This is a genomic window from Bradyrhizobium centrosematis, from assembly GCF_045571495.1.
Lineage (GTDB): Bacteria > Pseudomonadota > Alphaproteobacteria > Rhizobiales > Xanthobacteraceae > Bradyrhizobium > Bradyrhizobium centrosematis.
Window position 1 is genome coordinate 5,282,377 of the sequence record NZ_CP120703.1, and the last position, 19,960, is coordinate 5,302,336.

21 protein-coding genes are annotated in these 19,960 nt (G+C 64.4%); 4 read left to right on the plus strand and 17 right to left on the minus strand.

The window, feature by feature from the left end; genetic code table 11:
• Window position 1: 1 nt before the first annotated feature.
• The 3 genes from P6U31_RS25265 to P6U31_RS25275 are packed head-to-tail and all read left to right on the plus strand — an operon-like array spanning window position 2 to window position 3,240.
• The gene (locus P6U31_RS25265; protein WP_407184477.1) at window positions 2–1,324 is read left to right on the plus strand and encodes an MFS transporter; all 1,323 of its coding nucleotides are present in this window, start codon (window positions 2–4) and stop codon (window positions 1,322–1,324) included.
• A 3-nt stretch (window positions 1,325–1,327) separates the two neighbouring features.
• Window positions 1,328–1,990 (plus strand): sulfite oxidase-like oxidoreductase, encoded by a 663-nt coding sequence (locus tag P6U31_RS25270; protein ID WP_407184478.1) that lies wholly within the window; start codon window positions 1,328–1,330, stop codon window positions 1,988–1,990.
• Between the two features lie 26 nt (window positions 1,991–2,016).
• Window positions 2,017–3,240, plus strand: coding sequence for an alpha/beta fold hydrolase (locus tag P6U31_RS25275; RefSeq protein WP_407184479.1), 1,224 nt, complete (start codon window positions 2,017–2,019; stop codon window positions 3,238–3,240).
• Between the two features lie 9 nt (window positions 3,241–3,249).
• Here P6U31_RS25275 and P6U31_RS25280 read toward each other — a convergent pair whose 3' ends face one another.
• Entirely contained in the window at window positions 3,250–4,680 is a 1,431-nt protein-coding gene (locus tag P6U31_RS25280; RefSeq protein ID WP_407189938.1) for a PLP-dependent aminotransferase family protein, read from the minus strand.
• A 101-nt stretch (window positions 4,681–4,781) separates the two neighbouring features.
• Here P6U31_RS25280 and P6U31_RS25285 point away from each other — a divergent pair, with 101 nt between their 5' ends.
• Entirely contained in the window at window positions 4,782–5,696 is a 915-nt protein-coding gene (locus P6U31_RS25285; RefSeq protein WP_407184480.1) for a DMT family transporter, read from the plus strand.
• Here the strand turns inward: P6U31_RS25285 and P6U31_RS25290 are convergent.
• The 16 genes from P6U31_RS25290 to P6U31_RS25365 form a co-directional block, all read right to left on the minus strand.
• A complete protein-coding gene (locus P6U31_RS25290) occupies window positions 5,675–6,730 on the minus strand; it encodes a YeeE/YedE family protein (protein WP_407184481.1) in 1,056 nt (351 codons plus the stop codon). The two genes, P6U31_RS25285 and P6U31_RS25290, sit on opposite strands and share 22 nt — an antisense overlap.
• Before the next feature lie 113 nt (window positions 6,731–6,843).
• Window positions 6,844–7,848 (minus strand): zinc-binding alcohol dehydrogenase family protein, encoded by a 1,005-nt coding sequence (locus P6U31_RS25295; protein WP_407184482.1) that lies wholly within the window; start codon window positions 7,846–7,848, stop codon window positions 6,844–6,846.
• A gap of 103 nt (window positions 7,849–7,951) precedes the next feature.
• Window positions 7,952–9,283 carry a phenylacetate--CoA ligase PaaK gene (gene paaK, locus P6U31_RS25300; RefSeq protein WP_407184483.1) on the minus strand — a complete coding sequence of 444 codons (1,332 nt, stop codon included), beginning with the start codon at window positions 9,281–9,283 and terminating at the stop codon, window positions 7,952–7,954.
• Window positions 9,284–9,329: 46 nt separating this feature from the next.
• Window positions 9,330–9,779, minus strand: coding sequence for a hydroxyphenylacetyl-CoA thioesterase PaaI (paaI, locus tag P6U31_RS25305; RefSeq protein ID WP_407184484.1), 450 nt, complete (start codon window positions 9,777–9,779; stop codon window positions 9,330–9,332).
• 101 nt (window positions 9,780–9,880) lie between these two features.
• Window positions 9,881–10,963, minus strand: a complete 1,083-nt coding sequence (gene paaE / locus P6U31_RS25310; protein ID WP_407184485.1) for a 1,2-phenylacetyl-CoA epoxidase subunit PaaE — start codon at window positions 10,961–10,963, stop codon at window positions 9,881–9,883.
• Between the two features lie 2 nt (window positions 10,964–10,965).
• Window positions 10,966–11,469: a 1,2-phenylacetyl-CoA epoxidase subunit PaaD gene (gene paaD, locus P6U31_RS25315; protein ID WP_407184486.1), complete on the minus strand. Its 504-nt coding sequence runs from the start codon at window positions 11,467–11,469 to the stop codon at window positions 10,966–10,968.
• Window positions 11,463–12,239, minus strand: coding sequence for a 1,2-phenylacetyl-CoA epoxidase subunit PaaC (paaC, locus tag P6U31_RS25320; RefSeq protein ID WP_407184487.1), 777 nt, complete (start codon window positions 12,237–12,239; stop codon window positions 11,463–11,465). The genes paaD and paaC overlap by 7 nt, the downstream gene beginning before the upstream one ends.
• Window positions 12,239–12,526 (minus strand): 1,2-phenylacetyl-CoA epoxidase subunit PaaB, encoded by a 288-nt coding sequence (paaB, locus tag P6U31_RS25325; protein ID WP_063196222.1) that lies wholly within the window; start codon window positions 12,524–12,526, stop codon window positions 12,239–12,241. The genes paaC and paaB overlap by 1 nt, the downstream gene beginning before the upstream one ends.
• A gap of 10 nt (window positions 12,527–12,536) precedes the next feature.
• Window positions 12,537–13,529: a 1,2-phenylacetyl-CoA epoxidase subunit PaaA gene (gene paaA / locus P6U31_RS25330; RefSeq protein WP_407184488.1), complete on the minus strand. Its 993-nt coding sequence runs from the start codon at window positions 13,527–13,529 to the stop codon at window positions 12,537–12,539.
• A gap of 76 nt (window positions 13,530–13,605) precedes the next feature.
• Window positions 13,606–14,472: a phenylacetic acid degradation operon negative regulatory protein PaaX gene (gene paaX / locus P6U31_RS25335; RefSeq protein WP_407184489.1), complete on the minus strand. Its 867-nt coding sequence runs from the start codon at window positions 14,470–14,472 to the stop codon at window positions 13,606–13,608.
• Between the two features lie 217 nt (window positions 14,473–14,689).
• On the minus strand, window positions 14,690–15,460 hold the full coding sequence (locus tag P6U31_RS25340; RefSeq protein ID WP_407184490.1) for an esterase/lipase family protein: 771 nt from the start codon (window positions 15,458–15,460) through the stop codon (window positions 14,690–14,692).
• Window positions 15,461–15,648: 188 nt separating this feature from the next.
• Window positions 15,649–16,935 carry a DUF445 domain-containing protein gene (locus P6U31_RS25345; RefSeq protein WP_407189939.1) on the minus strand — a complete coding sequence of 429 codons (1,287 nt, stop codon included), beginning with the start codon at window positions 16,933–16,935 and terminating at the stop codon, window positions 15,649–15,651.
• Between the two features lie 189 nt (window positions 16,936–17,124).
• The gene (locus P6U31_RS25350) at window positions 17,125–17,580 is read right to left on the minus strand and encodes a phasin (protein WP_407184491.1); all 456 of its coding nucleotides are present in this window, start codon (window positions 17,578–17,580) and stop codon (window positions 17,125–17,127) included.
• Window positions 17,581–17,772: 192 nt separating this feature from the next.
• Window positions 17,773–18,366 carry a GNAT family N-acetyltransferase gene (locus P6U31_RS25355; RefSeq protein ID WP_407184492.1) on the minus strand — a complete coding sequence of 198 codons (594 nt, stop codon included), beginning with the start codon at window positions 18,364–18,366 and terminating at the stop codon, window positions 17,773–17,775.
• Entirely contained in the window at window positions 18,363–19,445 is a 1,083-nt protein-coding gene (locus P6U31_RS25360; RefSeq protein ID WP_407184493.1) for a PHA/PHB synthase family protein, read from the minus strand. Before P6U31_RS25360 ends, P6U31_RS25355 begins: the two co-directional genes overlap by 4 nt.
• A complete protein-coding gene (locus P6U31_RS25365) occupies window positions 19,442–19,822 on the minus strand; it encodes a hypothetical protein (protein ID WP_407184494.1) in 381 nt (126 codons plus the stop codon). The genes P6U31_RS25360 and P6U31_RS25365 overlap by 4 nt, the downstream gene beginning before the upstream one ends.
• Between the last annotated feature and the right edge of the window lie 138 nt (window positions 19,823–19,960).

The following is a 19,960-nucleotide window of genomic DNA, read 5'->3' on the forward strand; positions in this document are numbered from 1 at the left end:
CGTGACTGAGCTAACAACCCAACCGGCCTCTGACCACATCGACCTCGCCGACGCCAGGCGGCGGATCAAGGCGATCTTCATCGGCTCGATCGGCAATCTCGTCGAGTGGTACGATTTCTACGCCTACACGGCATTCGCGCTCTATTTCGCCCCAGCCTTCTTTCCGGGCAACGACCCTGTCGTCCAGCAATTGAACGTCGCCGTCGTTTTCGCGGCGACCTTCCTGATGCGGCCCTTGGGTGGCTGGTTCTTCGGCTACCTCGCCGACCATTTCGGCCGGCGCATCTCGCTGACCCTCTCGGTCGTCTTCATGTGCTTCGGCTCGCTGATCATCGCGCTGACGCCGACTTATGCCACGATCGGCTTTGCCGCGCCGGTGATCCTGGCGCTCGCCCGCATCATTGAGGGCCTGAGCCTCGGCGGCGAATATGGCGCCAGCGCGACCTATCTCAGCGAGGTCGCCGACCCCAGGCATCGCGGCTTCTATTCCAGCTTTCAGTACGTGACCCTGATCGGGGGCCAGCTCACCGCGATCATCGTGCTGCTGCTCCTGCAAAAGGTGTTCCTCACGCCGGAGGAGCTGAAAGCCTGGGGCTGGCGGATCCCGTTCGCAATCGGCGCGATGCTCGCGATCGTGGCCGCCGTGATGCGGCGCGGCTTGCACGAGACCGAGGCGTTCGAGGAAGCCAAGAAGGTCGTGAAGCCCACCGGCTCGATTACCAACCTGCTGCGCTATCCGCGCGAGCTCCTGCTGGTGGTCGGCCTCACCGCCGGCGGCACTGCGGCATTCTATACCTTCACAACCTACATGCAGACCTTCGTCAAGCTGTCGGTCGGCTTGACGGAAGACCAGACAACGCTGGTCATCTTCGGCACCTTGATCTTCGCGACCATCCTGCAGCCGATCTATGGCGCCATCTCCGACAAGATCGGACGCAAGCCGCTCCTGATCTTCTTCGGTGTCGCCGGCACGCTCGCGACCGTTCCGCTGTTGATGACGCTAAAGGGGACCAAGTCGCCCTTCATCGCCCTCATCCTGATCTGCGCCGCCTGGCTGTTCGTCGCCGGCTACACCTCGATCAATGCGGTGGTGAAGGCCGAGCTGTTCCCGACCAATGTCCGCGCGCTCGGCGTCGGCCTGCCCTATGCCATCACGGTCTCGATCTTCGGCGGCACGGCGCCGGCGATCGCGCTCTATTTCAAGAGCATCGGGCACGAGGACTGGTTCTACTTCTATCTCAGCGGCATCATCTGCCTGTCGCTGATCATCTATTCCACCATGCGCGACACCAAGCACGCCTCCGCAATGCACCGCCATGAGTAGCCAATGTCCGACGACAACGAGCCGCCCGACAGCAAGCTGACCCGCACCAAGGAGAAATGGGCGCGCGAAGGCCGCTTCCTCACCGGCAGGATCACGCGTCCGGAAGACCAGCGCCTGCCGCCGGGCCAGCACCTTACCAAGGACTGGCCGGTGCTCGATCTCGGGGTCACACCGCCGGTGTCGCGCGAGCGGTGGCGACTGGACGTCTACGGCGCGGTCGAGACCCCCGTGTTCTGGACCTTTGCCGAGTTCGCCGCGCAAAAGCAGGTCCGGCTCATCTCCGACATTCATTGCGTGACGACCTGGTCGCGCTACGACAATGAATGGGAAGGGCTCGCCACGCGCGATCTGCTCGCCGCCTGCCAGCCGCGCGAGGATGCGCGCTTCGTGGTGCTGCATTCCTATGACGGCTACACCACCAACCTCGCGCTGGAAGACTTCGCCGCCGAGGATGCGCTGCTCGCCCATAGCTGGTCCGGCCAGCCGCTGACGGAGGAGCACGGCGGCCCCGTGCGCCTGGTCGTGCCGCATCTCTATTTCTGGAAAAGCGCGAAGTGGCTCCAGGCCATCGAATTCCGGACCGAGGACGCGCCGGGTTTCTGGGAAGTCCGCGGCTATCATAACCGCGGCGACCCCTGGGCGGAGCAGCGTTATTCGGACGACTAGAATTCGAGCACGAACGGGGGAAGCCCATGTCGACGGAACGCTTTCAATTCACCGGCGAAGGAGGTCACCAGCTTTCGGCCGCACTCGAACTGCCCGACGGCGAGCCTGCCGCGTTCGCACTGTTTGCGCACTGCTTCACCTGCGGTAAGGATACGCTATCGGCCAAGCGCATCTCGGTCGCGCTCGCCGCCAAGGGCATCGCGGTGCTGCGCTTCGACTTCACCGGGCTCGGCTCGAGCGAAGGCGATTTTGTCAATTCAACCTTCTCCTCCAATGTTGCCGATCTCGTCCGCGCGGCCGATCATCTGCGCAGCGCCCACAAGGCGCCGTCGATCCTGATCGGCCACAGCCTCGGTGGCGCCACCATCCTGGCCGCCGCCGCAAAGATTCCGGAAGCCAGCGCAGTCGTGACCATCGCAGCCCCATCAGACCCGGCGCACGTGACCGGTCTCTTCAAGGAGCATATCGCCAACATCCGCGCGCAGGGTGAGGTCGAGGTCACGCTCGCAGGGCGCCCGTTCCGGATCAGGCGCGAATTCCTCGATGACATCGCCGAGCACGAGCTGATGAAGGATGTCACCGGTCTGCACAAGGCGCTGCTGGTGATGCATTCGCCTGTCGACGACACCGTCGGCATCGACAATGCGACCAAGATCTTCCTTGCGGCCAGGCACCCCAAGAGTTTCGTCTCGCTCGATCATGCCGATCATCTGCTGACCAAGCCGGCCGACGCGCTTTACGCGGCCGATGTGATCGCGGCCTGGGCCAGCCGCTACATCGACACGGCAAAACCTGCGAGAGTGATGGATCTTCCGGAGGAACCGCGGAAGGTCGTGGTCCAGGAGACTCGCAAGAGCAAGTTCAACCAGACCATCACCATTGGGCCGCATCGGCTTGTCGGGGACGAGCCCGTTGCGGCCGGTGGCGAGGACGCCGGCCCTGGCCCTTACGACTTTCTGCTCGCCGGCCTCGGCGCCTGCACGTCCATGACCATGCGCCTCTACGCTGACCGCAAGTCGCTGCCGCTCGACCGCGTCACGGTCACGCTGAAACACTCCAAGATCTACGCCAAGGACTGCGCGGAGTGCGAGACGCGCGAAGGCATACTCGACCAGATCGAGCGCGACATCGCGATCGACGGCGCGCTCGACGCCGAACAGCGCAGGAAGCTGATGGAGATCGCCGACAAATGTCCGGTGCACCGCACGCTGACATCGGAGATCCGGATCGTGACGAAGGCCGTGGATTGAAGCGGCGTTCTAGAAGCACGAGGCCATCACTCGCAAGGCCGCGCTGATCTCGCTTTCGCGCCACGCTGCAAAGCCGAGCAGCAGGCCATGATCGCGCGGCTGGCCAAGCGCCAGGCTGGATATGGCGCGCGTGACAACGCCCGCCTCAACGAGCCGTTTCACCGCCGCCTGATCGGCGCGGCCGCGCTTGAGACGCGCCACGAGCTGGATGCCACCTGAGGGAACCTCGACCGAGAGCACGTCGCGGAGGTGGCGCTCCAGCCCCTCGACGAGATGATCGCGCCGCGCGTGGTAGAGCCGGCGCATCCGCCGCAGATGTGCGAGGAAATGCCCGTCCGCAATGAACTCGGCCAGGGCTTCCTGGACAGGGCTGGCGGCGACCAGCCCGATATGCCGCTGCGCGATCTCCAGCGTGCTTACCAATGCCGGGGGCGCGACGAGATAGCCGAGCCGGATGTCTGGCGTCATCGCCTTGGAGAAGGTGCCGACATAGAACACGCGGCCGTGGACATCCAATCCCTGCAATGCCGGTACCGGCCGGCTGTCGTAGTGGAATTCGCCGTCATAATCGTCCTCCACGATCCAGGTCTTGCCGGGCCTGCTCAGCTTCAGAAACTCGGTGCGGCGGGCCAGCGACATGAGCCGCCCGGTCGGATGCTGGTGCGAAGGCGTCATGAAGATCAGCGTTGGCGGTGCCAGGCCGGCAGCCCGCTGCATCCCCTGTTCGTCCAGACCGATGCCAGTGACGCGCGCACCGGAGGCACGGAAGGCGGCTGCAGCACCGGGATAGCCGGGGTCCTCGACCCAGACCTCATCGCCCGGCGTGATGACGGCAGCCGCAATCAAGGTGAGCGCAGCCTGCGCGCTCGGCAGGATCAAGATCTGCTCCGCGCCGGCGCGAACGCCTCTGTTGGCCGCGAGGTAATGCGCCAGCGCCGCGCACAAGCGCGGCCGGTTGACAGGACCGGGCTCGCGCTTGGCTGCCCCTACGGCGCTCCGGCGCAGGCAGCGCCCCCAGATCTCGTACGGAAACTCCCTTGCGTCGCCATGTCCCGGACGCAACGGCTTGAGCGGCGCCAGATAAGACATTGGCCAGTCCGTCTGCTTGAGCTGTGAAGCCCAGGGCGAGAGCCGCACCTGACCGGAGCGCGGACGCGATGGAGCCGCCCCTGCAATGTCGACCCGCTCCGCACCGTCGACAATCACGACCGCGCGCCGCCCGTGCGACGCAGCCAGATAGCCCTCCGCGGCGAGCTGCTCGAACGCATAGGTGACGGTGTTGCGGGACACGCCAAGATCGCTCGCGAGCCGGCGGCTCGACGGCAGCACATGGCCCTTACCGAGACGACCGCTCGCAATCAAGCTTCGGAGCTGACCGGTCAGCCGCGCCGTCACCCCCTCGTCGCCGGCGCGATCGAGGTCGATCAGGCTCGCGATCATGCTCTCGGAAACTGGCACTTCATTCTTCCCAAGTCTGGCACTTTTTCAGGTGCCAGACCGGATGCTATCCGCCGCACTGGACTGTTTCAAGGACCATCGCAATGAACGCCCTCTCCCCTCGCGCAGCCGTCGGCCTGTTCCTCATCGTCGTGCTGGCCTGGGGCGTAAACTGGTCGGTGACGAAACAACTCGTGCAGTTTCTTCCGCCGCTATGGACTTCGGCGATCCGCAGCTGGATCGCGCTGGCCGGCTTGTTCGTGATCCTCGGGCTCAGCAAGAACCTGGTGATCCCGGAGCGGCGCGACATTCCAGTGGTCCTGAGCGTGGCGCTGCTGCACATGACGTTGTTCTCGGTTCTGGTTGCGGCCGGTGTGCGCTTCCTGCCCGCGAGCAAGGCCATCGTGCTGGGCTACACCACGCCGCTCTGGGTCGCCATCGCTGCGCCTTTGCTGGGGAAGGATACGCTGACTGCGACAAAGCTCGCCGGCGCCCTGCTTGGATTGATCGGCCTTGCCGTGATCCTGAACCCGTCCTCGATCGACTGGACCAATGCGAACGTCGTGCTCGGCGCCGGCATGGTCATCCTGGCTGCGATCTCGTGGGCGGCCAACATCATCTATATCCGCGCGCACCGCTGGATCGCATCGCCGCTCCAGCTCCTGATCTGGCAGGTGCTGGTCGCGACGATCGTGCTGACGGCGTCGGCGGTCGTGACGGACGGCCTGCCGCACACGGAATGGTCGTGGAGGCTCGTCCTGCTGTTTCTGTACTCCGGCCTGATCGGGACGGCGCTGGCCTATTGGGCGATGTCGATGGTCAACAAGAGCATCTCGGCCTTGACGACGGCGCTCGGCACCACGGGAACGCCGCTCGTCGGCATCGCCAGCGCCGCGATCCTGCTCGGCGAGCCCATCGATGCGAGTCTCGCCGTTGCGGCCGGGCTGATCGTCAGCGGCATCGGACTTGCCACGCTGGGCGACCGCTTGCTGCGAAGTCAGGCCACAGCGAGAGGCTGAACCCGCAGGCTTCCGCGCAGGCCCGCCGTGGTTCCGAGCAGGATGCCGGCAACCGCGACGAATGAGCCCAGCGCGAGGGTGGAGACGCCGGTGAGCCCCTGCCCGATCGAGCAGCCGAACGCCATCACGCCGCCGATCCCCATCAGCGCAGCACCGCTACCTGAGCGCAGCATGTGGCGTGGCGACGAATAGCCTTCGAGCTTGAAGCGGCCAGTTGCGAGTGCCGTCACCAAGCTGCCGACGAAGACGCCGGCAACCGTCGCGATGCCGAAGTTCAGCGTCAGGCCGGTCGAGAGCATGGCGTATTGCAGGCTGTCGGCGATCGGCGCGACGAAGGTGAGCGAGGTCACCGGAATGGGATTGAAGTCGTCGGCGCCGAGATAACCGGTTGCGTACCAGCCGCCGGCGACGAGGAGGCCCACGATGACGCCCGCGACGATCTGGCCGGGCGAACGGCGGAACGTCGGATGCGCGAAAGCAAACAGGATTAACGCGACGACGATCATGACGGCGGCGAGCGCGCGCGAAAACACCTCCGTAAGACCGAGCGTCGCCAGCAAGGACGGCAGCGAATTCGCATCGACCGTACCCTGCGAGGCCTGGACCAGCGCAATGCGCGCCGGCGCGATCAGGCCCTTGAGCGTCATCTGCGCGGCGATCGCAAGCACGATGACGACGACGAAGGAGCGGAGATTGCCGCGGCCGAGCAGCACCAGCGCGCGGGAGCCGCAGCCGTTCGACAGCACCATGCCGTAGCCGAACAGCAGGCCCCCGAGGAACAGCACTGGCGCCGAGAAGGAGTGTTGCAGGTAGATCGACTTGCCGAGATCGACGGTGCCGCTGCCCGCGAGGAACTGACTCGCGGCGATCGCAGTTGCGACCGCCAGCGCATAAGTTCGCACCAGCCGCCCGTCCCCCTCGGCCAGCCAGCCGCGCATGCTGCTCATCAGGCAGAAGCCGCTGAGCAGGCCCACGGCACCGTAGACGACACCGATGGCAAGGCCGGCAAGGATGACGAGTTGTGCGGATTCCATCAATCGTTCTCAGATCTCTCGACATTCTCCGTCATTGCGAGCGCAGCGAAGCAATCCAGTCTGTCTCCGCAGATACATTCCTGGATTGCTTCGCTGCGCTCGCAATGACGGTGTTACGGCTTCAATATCACCCTGTCACGCGACGAGCCCGCGACGGCAACGTACGCCTCCTTCGCACGCTCGAGCGGATAGACGGCATTCGCCTTGATCGGAAACGGTTTCAGGTGACCACTCGCAAAGCCCGGGCCGAGGTCGCGCAGCACCGTGCCGGTCGACGTCGATGACAGGCCGAGCGTATCGATGCCGACATAGGTGTGCTGCCCCCGATAGAATTCGAGAATGTTGAACTGGACAATGCGGTCGATCGCGGCAATCAGGATCTGGCGACCGCGCAACGCGAGCGACTTGTGCGCTGCCTGAAAATAGGGATCGCCCACCGTGTTGAAGACGATGTCAGCGCCCTTGCCGCCGGTCAATTCGCGCACGCGTGCGGCAACGTCCGTCGCGGAGGCATCGATCACCTCGATCGGCGCGTTGCTGTGGCCTTCGTAAGCTTCGGCCTTGCGCACCACGCCGATGACGTTCGCGCCCTGCCATGTCGCGATCTGCACCGCGGCCTGACCAACCTTGCCGTTGACGCCGAACACCAGCACGGTGTCGCCGCTCTTCGGCACACCCGCGCGACGAAAGCCTTCCATCGCGGTAACGAAGGGAACACCGATGCCGGCCGCCTCCTCCCACGATAGCGTGTTCGGCCTCTCGACCACCGCGTCGGCCTCGACCACGAGATGGCTGGCATGGGTGCCGTCGCGGCGGATGCCGAGATCGCCGGAGGAGCCAAACACCTCGCTGCCGACCGTGCCGGCCGGTCCGTCGATCACCACGCCGGAATAATCGCGGCCTGGCGTGCGCGGGAACACGGCATAGGGCATCAAGCCGGTCGCGGCCTTCACATCGGAAGGGTTGACGGCCGCCGCCTTCACCTCGATCAGGAGATCGTTCGGCCCGCGCGTCAGCGCGTGGCGTTCGACCACCGGCGCAAGCGCGGCGGCGTTCTCCGCCTTGGCCTGCAGGCGCACGCAGCGCGCTTGGACGGATTTGGCATCGGCTGACGACATGAAAAGAACCCGCGATTTCTCGCGGGCCTTGTCGCCTCTGGAGCCGGTCGAGTCAACCGCCTCGCGGCCCCGGTGGCGCCTCCTCACCATGAGGAGCGAGAGATCAATCCTTGGCCCGCTTGTCGTAGAGCCGCTTGGCCTTGCCGAGCGAGCGCTCCAGCGTGGCCGGCGCGACCACCCGCACCTTGGAGCTGATCCCGATCGTGTTCTTGATGTGGGTCGAGATCCTGTCGGCATGGTCGACGAGACCCCTTCCGTCCCAGCTTTCCGATCGCGCTTCGGCAATGATGGTCAGCTCGTCCATGCGGCCTTCTCGCGTGAGTTCCAGGATGAAGTGCCCGCCGCACCAGTCGGTCGCGAGCAGCACCTCCTCAATCTGGGTCGGGAACAGGTTGACGCCGCGCAGGATGATCATGTCGTCGGAACGGCCCGTCACCTTCTCCATGCGCCGCATGCCCGGCCGCGCCGTGCCCGGCAGCAGCCGCGTCAGGTCGCGGGTGCGATAGCGGATCACCGGAAAGGCTTCCTTGGTGAGCGAGGTGAACACCAACTCGCCCTTCTCGCCGTCCGGCAGCACCGCGCCTGTCTCGGGATCGATCACCTCGGGATAGAAATGGTCTTCCCAGATGTGCAGGCCATCCTTGGTCTCGATGCATTCCTGCGCGACCCCGGGGCCGATCACCTCGGAGAGACCGTAAATGTCGGTCGCATCCATGTCGAAGGCTTCCTCGATCTCGCCGCGCATCGCATTGGTCCAGGGCTCGGCGCCGAAGATTCCGACCTTGAGCGAGCACTGGCGCGGATCGAGCCTCTGCCGCTTGAACTCGTCGAGGATTGCCAGCATGTAGCTCGGCGTCACCGTGATGATGTCGGGCCGGAAATCGTTGATGAGCTGCACCTGCCGTTCGGTCATGCCGCCGGAGATCGGCACCACGGTGCAACCGAGCTTTTCCGCGCCGTAGTGTACGCCGAGACCTCCGGTGAACAGGCCGTAGCCGTAGGCGTTGTGGATGATCATGCCGGTGCGGCCGCCGGCGGCGCGGATCGAGCGCGCCATTACCTCGGACCAGGTGTCGATGTCGCGTTGCGTATAGCCAACCACGATCGGCTTGCCGGTTGTGCCCGAGGAGGCATGCACCCGCACCAGCTTCTCGCGCGGCACGGCGAACATGTTGAAGGGATAATTGTCGCGCAGATCCGTCTTCACGGTGAACGGAAACTCCGCGAGATCGGAGAGCTCGCGAAAGTCGGACGGATGCACGCCAGCCGCGTCGAAGGCCTTGCGATAATGCGCGACGTTGTCATAGGCGTGCTTCAGCGACCAGGCCAGCCGCTGCTTCTGCAGCGCCATGATCTCGTCGCGCGAGGCGCGCTCATGCGTATCCATCTCGGGGCTATAGGCGCTGCCACCTTGCTTCAGCCTCATCAGGCTCATCTTCGTTTCCCCACATCAGCGGTTTCTTTTTATTGCTCTTGTTCGTCTACGGTTCTTTGGTCGGCAACCAGGTTCCGGGAATGACCCGCGAATGCCCGCGGAATTCTGCGATCACTGTGTCGCCCGTGGTGACCCGCACGTCATAGATGCCGGAACGTCCACTGCGCGTGACCTCCCGCGCCTTGGCGATGAGACGATCGCCAAGCTTGCCCGGCTTGATGAACGTGATCTGTCCCTGCGCGGCAACGACGCGGTCGTTGTGCGAGTTGCAGGCGAAGGCAAAGGCGGAATCGGCGAGCGTGAAGATGAAGCCGCCATGGGCAATCCGCTGGCCATTGACCATGTCGGGCCGCACCGTCATCGCGAGCGTCGCGAAGCCCGGGCCGATTTCGACGATCTCCATGCCGAGCCCTTTGGAGGCATCGTCCTCCGCCCACATCGCATCGGCGCAGGCGCGGGCAACATGCTCAGGCGACAAAGCGGCTTTGAGGTTCACACGCCTCTCCCGGTCAAATGCTTGCCCATGATGTTCTGCTGGTTGGCCAAAACTGTCAAATAATGCGACGCATTTGCATCGTCGGCGTCTGATGCGCCTGCTCAGACATGGTCATAATCGACCACGACGCGCTCCGAGGACGGCTTGGCCTGGCAGGTCAGGACGAAGCCCGCCTTCAGCTCCCACGGCTCCAGCGAATAGTTGATATCCATCGGCGCCTCGCCTTCGACCAGCTTGGCACGGCAGGTCGAGCACATGCCGCCCTTGCAGGCGAACGGCAGATCGACGCCGGCCCGCAGCGCGGCATCGAGGATCGCCTCGTCCTCGGCGACCGGGACATCGCGCCGCTTGCCGTCGATGATCAGCGAGGCGATCGCATTCGGCGGCGCGTCGGGAGCAACCAGCTTCTTTGGCCGCGGCTTGCCCCCAAATTCGGAAACGAAGCGCTCCACGTGAATGCGCTCTTCTGCAATCCCGAGGTTACGGCAAGTTGCCTCGATCTCCTCGCTCATGCCTGATGGACCGCAGATGAAGACGTGATCGACGCTTGCGGCCGGCACCAGCGAGCGGAGCAGCACCCTCACCTTGTCGCCGTCGAGCCGGCCATGCAGGATCGGAATATCCTGCTCCTCGCCGGAGATGACGTGGAAGATCGAGAGACGATCGATGAAGCGGTCCTTGAGCTCCTCCAAGGCTTCGAGGAACATGATGTTGTCCGTGGTGCGGTTGCCGTAGAACAGAAAGAAACGGCTATCCGGCTCACGCGCGAGCGTGCCCTTGACGATCGACAGGATCGGCGTGATTCCGGAGCCCGCGGCGAAGCCGACATGAATGCGCGCGCGGTCTGCCGGCGGAACCACGCCGAAGCGGCCCGTCGGCGTCATCACGTCGAGCTCGTCGCCGCATTTGAGATCTTCGGCCGCCCAGCTCGAAAACGCGCCGCCGTCGACCTTCTTCACGGCGATGCGGATCTCGCCGTCGTCCGGACCTGAGCAGATCGAATAGGAGCGGCGCACCTCCTCTCCTTCCAGTGTGGTGCGGAGCGTGAGGTACTGACCGGGCGTGAAGGCGTAGTCGCGCGCGAGTTCGGCGGGAATCGCGAAGGTCATCGAGACGGCATCGATCGCCTCGCGGCGGAGGTCGTTGACGGCCAGGCGGTGGAAGCGGGGTGCGGCGGCTGACATGATCAATGACACTTGAAATAATCGAAAGGTTCGCGGCAGGACTTGCAGCGCCACAGCGCCTTGCACGAGGTCGAGCCGAATTCGGAGAGCAGTTCGGTGTTCGCCGAGCCGCATTGCGGGCATGTGACAGCCTGCGCACCAAACAGCGCGCGGCGCGAGCTTGAAGCCTGCGGCGGCGCGATGCCGTAGGCGCGCAGCTTCTGACGACCCTCCTCGCTCATCCAGTCGGTGGTCCAGGCCGGCGACAGCACGGTGCTGACTTTCGGCTGGCGAAAACCGGCACGCTCCAGCGCCAGTTCGATTTCGAGCGCGATCATGTTCATCGCCGGGCAACCGGAATAAGTCGGCGTGATCGCGACCTCGACATGGTCGCCTGTTACGGCCACATCGCGGAGCACGCCGAGATCGGCAATGGTCAGCACCGGAATCTCCGGGTCGACCACGCTCGCCGCGGCGTCCCAGGCACGCCGGCGCAGCTCGCTATCGCGTTCCAGCACGCTCACCATGTTAGCCCCGGAAAGGTGCGCTGCATCGATTGCAGCTCGGACAGGAGATGGCCGAGATGTTCACTGTGCCGGCCCGAGCGGCCGCCCTGCTGCATCCAGTCGTTCTGCGGCAGGGCCAGCGTGGCTTCGCTAACGACGTCGGAGATCGTCTGCAGCCAGCGACTGCGCAACGGCCCGGGATCGACGGCGATACCGGAATGGATCAGGCCACGTTCGCCGTCGTCGACGGCAAACATCTCGCCGGTGAAGGCCCAGAGCTGATCGATCGCGGCTTGCGCGCGGGCGTGGCTCTCGTCGGTGCCGTCGCCGAGCCGGATGAGCCACTCCGAGGCGTGGCGCAAATGATAGGCGCTCTCCTTTTCAGACTTGGCCGCAATCGCGGCCAGCGTCGTGTCGCGCGAGGTCATCATGGCGCGCCAATAGAGGTCGGCGAACGCGGAATAGAAGAACTGCCGCATCAGCGTCTGGGCAAAATCGCCATTCGGCTGCTCGACCAGCAACAGGTTGCGGTACTGCCTGACGTCGCGCAAGTAAGCGAGCTTGTCCTCGTCGTTATCCTTGCCTTCGACCTTGGCTGCGTAGCTATAGAGCTCGCGGGCCTGACCGATGAGGTCGAGCGCGATGTTGGAGAGCGCCATGTCCTCTTCCAGCATCGGCGCGTGCCCGCACCATTCCGACAGCCTGTGGCCGAGGATCAGCGCATCGTCGGCGCGGCGCAGTGTATAGAGCACCAGAGGCGTTTCGGAGACCTGGATGTTGGCGACCGCCATCACATATGCCCCACTTCTTCGGGCACCTCGTAAAAGGTCGGATGGCGGTAGATCTTCGATTCCGCCGGCTCGAACATCATGGCCTTCTCAGCGGGATCGCTTGCTGTGATCGCGCTCGACGGCACGACCCAGATCGACAGGCCCTCGCCGCGGCGGGTGTAGATGTCGCGGGCGGCCTGCAGGGCCATGGTGGCATCACTCGCATGCAGCGAGCCGACATGCTTGTGCGCAAGCCCGTTGCGGCTGCGAATGAAGACTTCCCACAGCGGCGTGTTCGGCGTGGCCATCTTGATCTCCCTATTCCGCGGCTTGCGCGGTCTGACGCCGTGCCCGCTTCGCGGCATAGGCTGCGGCGGCCTCGCGCACCCAGGCACCCTCGGCATGCGCCTTGCGGCGCGCGGCCATCCGGTCGCGATTGCACGGGCCGTTGCCGGCGAGCACCTGCTTGAACTCGGCCCAGTCGATCTCGCTGTAGCGCCAGTGTCCGTCGGCATCCTGAATCATGCCGGGATCTGGAATCGTGAGGCCGAGATATTGCGCCTGCGGCACGGTGGCATCGACGAACTTCTGGCGTAGCTCGTCATTGGAGAAGCGCTTGATCTTCCACTTCGTCGAGGTGTCGCTATGCTGGCTGGTCGCATCGGGCGGGCCGAACATCATCAGCACCGGCCACCACCAGCGGTTCAGCGCATCCTGCGCCATCGCCTTCTGCTCGTCCGAGCCGCGGCACAGCGTCAGCATGATCTCGTAACCCTGGCGCTGGTGGAATGACTCCTCCTTGCAGACCCGGATCATCGCGCGCGCATAGGGCCCGTAGGAGCAGCGGCACAGCGGGATCTGGTTCATGATCGCGGCACCGTCGACCAGCCAGCCGATCGTCCCGATGTCGGCCCAGGTCAGCGTCGGATAGTTGAAGATCGAGGAGTACTTGGCTTTGCCGGCGAGCATGGCATCGACCAGCTCCTCGCGCGATGAGCCGAGCGTCTCGGCGGCGGCGTAGAGATAGAGGCCGTGGCCGCACTCGTCCTGCACCTTGGCCAGCAGCGCGGCCTTGCGGCGCAGCGTCGGCGCGCGCGTGATCCAGTTGCCTTCCGGCAGCATGCCGACAATTTCGGAATGGGCGTGCTGGGAGATCTGGCGGGTCAGCGTCTTGCGGTAGGCCGCCGGCATCCAGTCATTCGGCTCGATGCGCTCCTCGGCATCGATGCGGGCCTGGAACTGCGCGGCCTTGCCTGCGTCCTCCAGACCGCGATCGTCGGTCTCGGCGTTGTTCAGCGCCTGGGTATACATGCGCGTCCTCCCTATGTGTTGGGAGGCAATATATAACAAAACTTACTTCATGCAAGATATTTCTGTAACATAATGGTCAGCCGCCGAACCTCCGTTCCAGCAGCTTTCGCGCAGGCGGCAGTGGCCCCTTTTCATTGGTCCCATGGCCATCAAGCCACTGCTCGGACGGAGCTAGCAGCGCACGATAGATGTCGCCGCAGAGCTTCCGTGCCGACCGGCCCGGCCAGTCCGCCGGCAACAGGCTCTCGGGCAGCAGCGGATCGCGCAACACGACGCGACGATAGTGATGGATCAGCAGAATGCGCGCGGTGAAGGCGTCGGCCTCGGACAGTTCCGTACCGCCCCCGATCGCGGCACGGAGCGGCTCGAATGTCTTCATGAATTTCAGGTACGCATCCGCGGTGCGATCCAGCGGCCAGCTTGCGCTGAGCAGGCGGCGGCCGCTGTCATCCTCTGCCGAGACCTCGAGACGGATGGCGCCCGCAGCTTCGTCCGGGATGGCCACGCCCGACGGTGCAACCCAGACACCGGGCAACGGACTGCCGAAGCCGGCATTGCGCAGCGCCTCGCGTGAGGCGTCGCGGTCCTCGCCATTGCCGATAAGCAGCAGCTCGAAACGTCCGGTCCAGTCGGATGGCGGTGGATCGTAGATATGCCGCGTCGCGGCCTCGAAGGTCTGGCGTCCCTTGTCGGCAAGCCGATAGAAACTGTTGCGCCCGACCTTCTCCCGTGTGAGCCAGCCATCTGCCGCAAGGCGCGACATCGCGGTCCGGACGACGCCGCTATCGATGTCCAGGCTCTCGAAGAATTCCAGCAGCGTGCCAAGCCACACCGAACCGCCGCGCGGCACGATGGCGTCGCCGAACACGGTGATGACGATGGACCCGGTGCGGGACGGCTCGCGCTTGAGCTGGTCGATAATACGGGAGAGCGGATGCGCCATGCGCGAGGCATAGCGCGTTTGGTGCGGGTGAAACAACGGAGGGCCGCCGGGTTTTCTTCTCCGCGGAGGCTACTGTCAATATTCTCCGTCATTCCGGGGCGCCCGAAGGGCGAACCCGGAATCTCGAGATTCCGGGTTCGATGCTTCGCATCGCCCCGGAATGACGAACCTAGAAATGCATACGCGCGTCGCCCGCAAGCGGGGGAAGGTGAAGAACCTACCGATGCGGATCGGGATAGGCGAGGCTACGCCAGCCGCTGCGGTCGAACGGGCGCCACTGACCTTCCTGCTGTGCCAGCCGGTCAGCGACCGCATAGACAACGGCAGGATGGTGGCCCATGCCGCAATGGCTGCTCTCGACCTCGATGCTCTCGGTCTGCGCGCCCGACTTCTCCATGCAGCCCTGCCAGGCGCAGACGCCGTCGGTGCGGCTGAAGATGGCGGTGGTCGGCACCGGCGGGGGCACGGCGAGTTCGCCGCCGAAGCGCGGATCGACCTCGTCGGCCTTGCGGCCGCTTGCCCATTCATAGACCCGCCAGCCGTTGGTCGAGCGGGGATCGCCCGCGAACGGGCTGCCGAGCGTGATCACCTGGCGCACGCGCTCGGGCATCATCTTGGCGAGCTGGCGCGCATACAGACCGCCGAGGCTCCAGCCGACCAGGCTGATCTTGCGGCCGTGGGTGTCGCTGAGCTCCTCGACCAGATCGACCATGGCGTCCTGAACGCCCTCGCGCAGGCCGTAATTGCGACCCTGGCGCCAGCCGCTCACCGCATAGCCCTTGCCGCTCAAGAAGGTACGCAGTGCGCGTGTCGACGCATCGGAGGCGACGAGGCCCGGCAGCACCAGCACCGGATGCCCATCGCCGCGCGGCGCGAGGCTCAGCAGCGGCAGCGCGCCCAGGAATGCGCCGAACTCGTGGATCGCGCGCCCCTCCAGAAACATCAGGGTACGGGACGGCGGACGCAGCGTCTGGGCAGTAGCGGTCATCAATGTTTTCCCTGAAATGGCGCCGGCTGGGATGCCGACAAATGGGGATGAATTCCAACACGTCGGCTTCTTGATCGTTCCGCAACGCAGCATGAATCAGCTAGGTGGCCGGTTCCCGATATTCAAGCGGGAGGCACGCACGGCGACAATAGGCCCGCGCGTTAATGCTAACGGCCGTGACGCAAAAGTCACAGCAATCGAAGCAGGACTTCTACGGAGTAGAGCGCAAGGCCCGCGAGCCCACCGATCAATGAGCCGTTGAAGCGGATGTATTGCAGGTCGCGTCCGATGTTGATCTCGATCAGCGAAATCAGCTGCGTCATATTCCACGCCTTGACCTGGTCGGAGATGAAGGTGGAGACGCCGCTCTTCTGGTCCGCAACGAAGCTGCGCAGCACCGTCACCAAGCCCTTGTTGATCTCGCCGCGCAGCTCGGCATCGCCGGCGAGCGCTTCACCCGCCGAAACGAACATGCCGGCGAGATGATGCTGCAGCACCTGCGTCTCGCCGCTCGCGCTGCGTTCGATGAAGGAACGCGTGTTGGCCCAGACCGTGCGCGCGAGATCAGCGAGCTCGGGCCGCGCCAGCAGATCGCGCTTCAAACCGTCGATGCGATCGATATAGGCCTGATCGGTGCCGAACCTGTCGACGAAGCTCAGCACCATGCGATCGAACTCGCCGCGGAACGGATGCTTGGGATCGCTGCGCACCTCGTTGAAGAAGGCGGTGGCGGAGGCCACGATCTTGTTCACCAGAAACTTGTCGGCGCGATAGAGCTTGAGCAGAGTCGGCAATTCCGCGCGCACCTTCTCGCGGATCATCGCCATCGTTTCCTTTTGGTTCAGCGTCTCGTGCATCACGCGCAGAAGATCGTCGAACAGGATCTGGTGCCGTCCCTCCGCGACGAAGCCTCGCAGCGTACCCGCCGCGAGCGGTGCAAGGTCGATCGCCTGGAGCTGCGATGACATGCGGCGAATGATGAAGGTCATCAGGCCCGAGCTCTCGGTCGCCGAGACCGCCTCGGGCAACAGACGCAGCGCGAAGCGCGCAAGATCGTCGCTGCGCTTGCGGTCGCGCAGCCAGTCGGCGACGAATGAGCCGAAATCGATCTCTTTCAGCTTAGCTTCGACGGGACCCGCTTCGAGGAAATGCACCTGGATGAATTCGCCGAGCTTGTCGGCGATGCGGGCCTGGTTGCTCTGGATGATCGCGGTGTGCGGGATCGGCAGGCCGAGCGGCCGCTTGAACAGCGCCACCACGGCATACCAATCGGCAAGCCCGCCGATGGTCGCAGCTTCCGCGAAGGCGGCAATGAAGCCGAACACGGGATGCACCGGCAGCAGCCACTTTGCGACCACGAACAGCGCCAGCGTCGAGGCCAGCACCAGCGTCGCCAGCGTCTTGACGCGGCGCAGCTCGGCCGCGCGTGCGGCATCGCCGGGAGTGTCGAGGGAGAAGGTGCTTTGAATCGCCATGACGATTTCAGAGTACGTCATTCCGGGGCGGTCCGCAGGACCGAACCCGGAATCTCGAGATTCTCAGGTGCGCAAGGCGCACCGTAGTTCGATGCTTCGCATCGCCCCGGAATGACGGCTGAGGCGGCGTGACAAAAACAAAGGCCCGCCGAAGCGGGCCTCAAATTCAGTTTGTGCTCAGGCGCCGGATCAGGCGGTCTTGTTGTAGACCTTGGCGAAATTGTCCTGAGCGGACTTCGCACCGTTGGCGGCGAGCTTGCCGAGATAATCGGCGGTCGCCTTGGCGCGCGAGACGAACACTTCGCCGCGGGAGCGGAGCAGGCTCGACTGGATCTCGACGGCTTCGCTGACCGACTTGGCGGACGCGAGCTTGTCGATGCCCGAGAAGAACGCCTCGGCGTCCTCGTAGATCGCCTGCTGGATGTTGCGGCTGATCTTGCCGGCCTCGGTGACGGATTCGGTCACCGCGTTCTCGATGGCGGCAGTCACGCGCTCGGAGCCTGCGAAAGCCTCAGCAGCACGGTCCTTGGCGGTGTTGGCAGTTTTCTTGACGAACTCGCGGGCGGCCTCGGGAACTTCCAGATTCTGGATGTTCTTGAAAGCGTCCTTGAAGCCCTCGAAAGCGCCGTTGGTTTCAGTGGTCATGGGGTTCTCTCCATCCTCATTGATCTGAGCTATGGGCTCACCCCGTCCGCATTGGCCCGGGGCACGACCTATATGGCATAGTTAATTGTGCAGCGCAATATCAATATTGCACTGCGATATCACGAAATTGTGATTGGCTTGATATGAGGCCTGCTGATGCCGCCTTCGTCACCCGGCCCACCCTGGCAATCGCTAGTGCTGCACCGCGCCGGGCAGTCCATAGGCCTCCATCTGGGCTTGGACCTGCGCGATGTTGTGGCCGAGCACGACGATGTCGTGGGTCTTGCCCTCGACGTCCCGGACATGGTCGCGCAGCAACGCCTCGGCCCTGAAGCCGAGGCTCTCGAACAGAGCGATCGCGGCCTGCTGGTCGACCGTCATCTGAACCGAGAGCTTTTCCAGGCCCGCGCCGAGCGCGAGTGCAAAGGTCTCCTGCGATAGCGCCCGCCCCACCCCTTTCCCGCGAACATCAAGCGAGACCACCATCCGGATCTCGCCGACATGGGGCGACCAGGAGTGGGGATCGCGCACAAGCGTGCCGCAGCCGACGACCTTGCCGTCCTTGACCGCAAGCAGGCTCGTGATCGCGCCCCGCTCGATCTCCTTGACCCAGGCGGACAGCACCTTCGGCTCGCTGATATTGCGCGGCAGGAACAACAGGTCATGGGTGGGCAGGCCCTTGCCGAAGGCAAGCACCGCGGCTTCGTCCGCGGGCGCCATCAGGCGAATTTCGATGTCGCCGGCGTCGGTCTTGACATGACGCGGATAGGAACGCGGTTCGCTCATATCGATCTCTTTCCCAGCCAGGAATCCAGTTTCGGCCACAGCCGCTTCACGGCATTGGCACCCGCGACGAGCGAAACGTGACCGCCTTTCAGCACCACCTCTTCCTTGTCCGCAGATCCAATCTTCGCGATCAGATGCCTGGCGGCCTCATACGGCACGATGTGGTCGTGCTCGGCGACCGCATGCAGGATCGGCACCTTGATGTTCTCGAGCTTCGCAGGCCGGCCGCCGACCGACATGGTGTCGTTGAACAGCTTGTTGTCCCACATCAGGTCCTTGGTGATGGTGCGAAAATATTCGCCGGCGAGCGGCAGCGTGTCGGTCGCCCAGCGGTCGAACATGCGATACGACTTCACGAACTCGTCGTTCCAGATGTTCTCCCAGAGCTGGATCTGGCTCACCGTGCGCGAGGCCGGACGCAGCATCTCGAACGAGGACAGGATCATCTCCGGCGGCACGTTGCCGACGCTGTCGACGAGATGATCGACGTCGAAATAGCGGCGGTCGGAGAAGTTGGAGAACAGCTTCAACTCGCGGAAATCGATCGGCGTGGTGAAGCAGATCAGGTTCTTCATCGGCCCGTCCGCGTGGATCGAGCCGTAGAGCAGCGACAGCACGCCGCCGAAGCAATAGCCGATGACGGAGACGTCCTGCTCGCCGGAATCGGCCTGCACGCGGCGGACGCAGTCCGGGATGAAGTCGAGGACATAGTCCTCCATCCGCAGGCTCTTCTCCTCCGGCCGCGGCGCGCTCCAGTCGAGCATATAGACGTCGTAACCGCGCTTGAGCAGGAACTCGATGAAGCTCTGGCCGGGGACGAGATCGAGGATGTAGCCGCGGTTCGTGGTTGCCATCACGATCAGCACCGGCACGCGGTAGATCTCGTCCGTCATCGGCCGGTAGTGATAGAGGCTCATGGTGCCGCGCGAGTGCAGCACGTCCTTTGGCGTCGAGCCGAGCGAGGGGCCTGAGGTCGAGAAATATTCGACGCCTTTGATGCTGCGCTGAATCGCGCGCTGCACCTCGGACTGGATGCGTTCCGGAATCGAGGCAAGATCAAGTCCCGCCGGCGCGTTCATTTTTGATCTCCGCCTTCGGACGGCGGACGTTTGGTGCGCGGCGGCCGCGGCGCGGCGCCGGTTTGCTGCGCGCCCGAATTGGCTGACATCTGGCTCAGCATCGACTTGATCTCGCCAAGCTGGCCTTCGATCGACTGGAGCCGTTCCGCGATCCCGGTCATCTGCTCGCGGCTCGGCAGGTTCATGGAGAGCAGGTATTTCTCCATGAGGTCGCCGAATTGCTTCTGAGCACCTGCAGCAACGCCGCCGGCGCGGTTCATGGCCTGCGAGAATTCGGGCGTCTCCATCGCCTTGGTCGCGAAGGAGTTGAAACCTTTCTCCATCTCGCCAACCATCTTCTGCCACAAGGCGACCGGATCGGTGATCTTGTCGGTCATCAGCGTCCTCCCAATGCGGAGGGCTTCGCACCCTTCTTGTCCCGCCATACCACACCGTTGCGCGGTGCCGGTCAAGCAGCCGGCGCAGCGTCGGACACGCCGCTTCTTCGCGGAACGAAACCGTGCGATACAGCAACG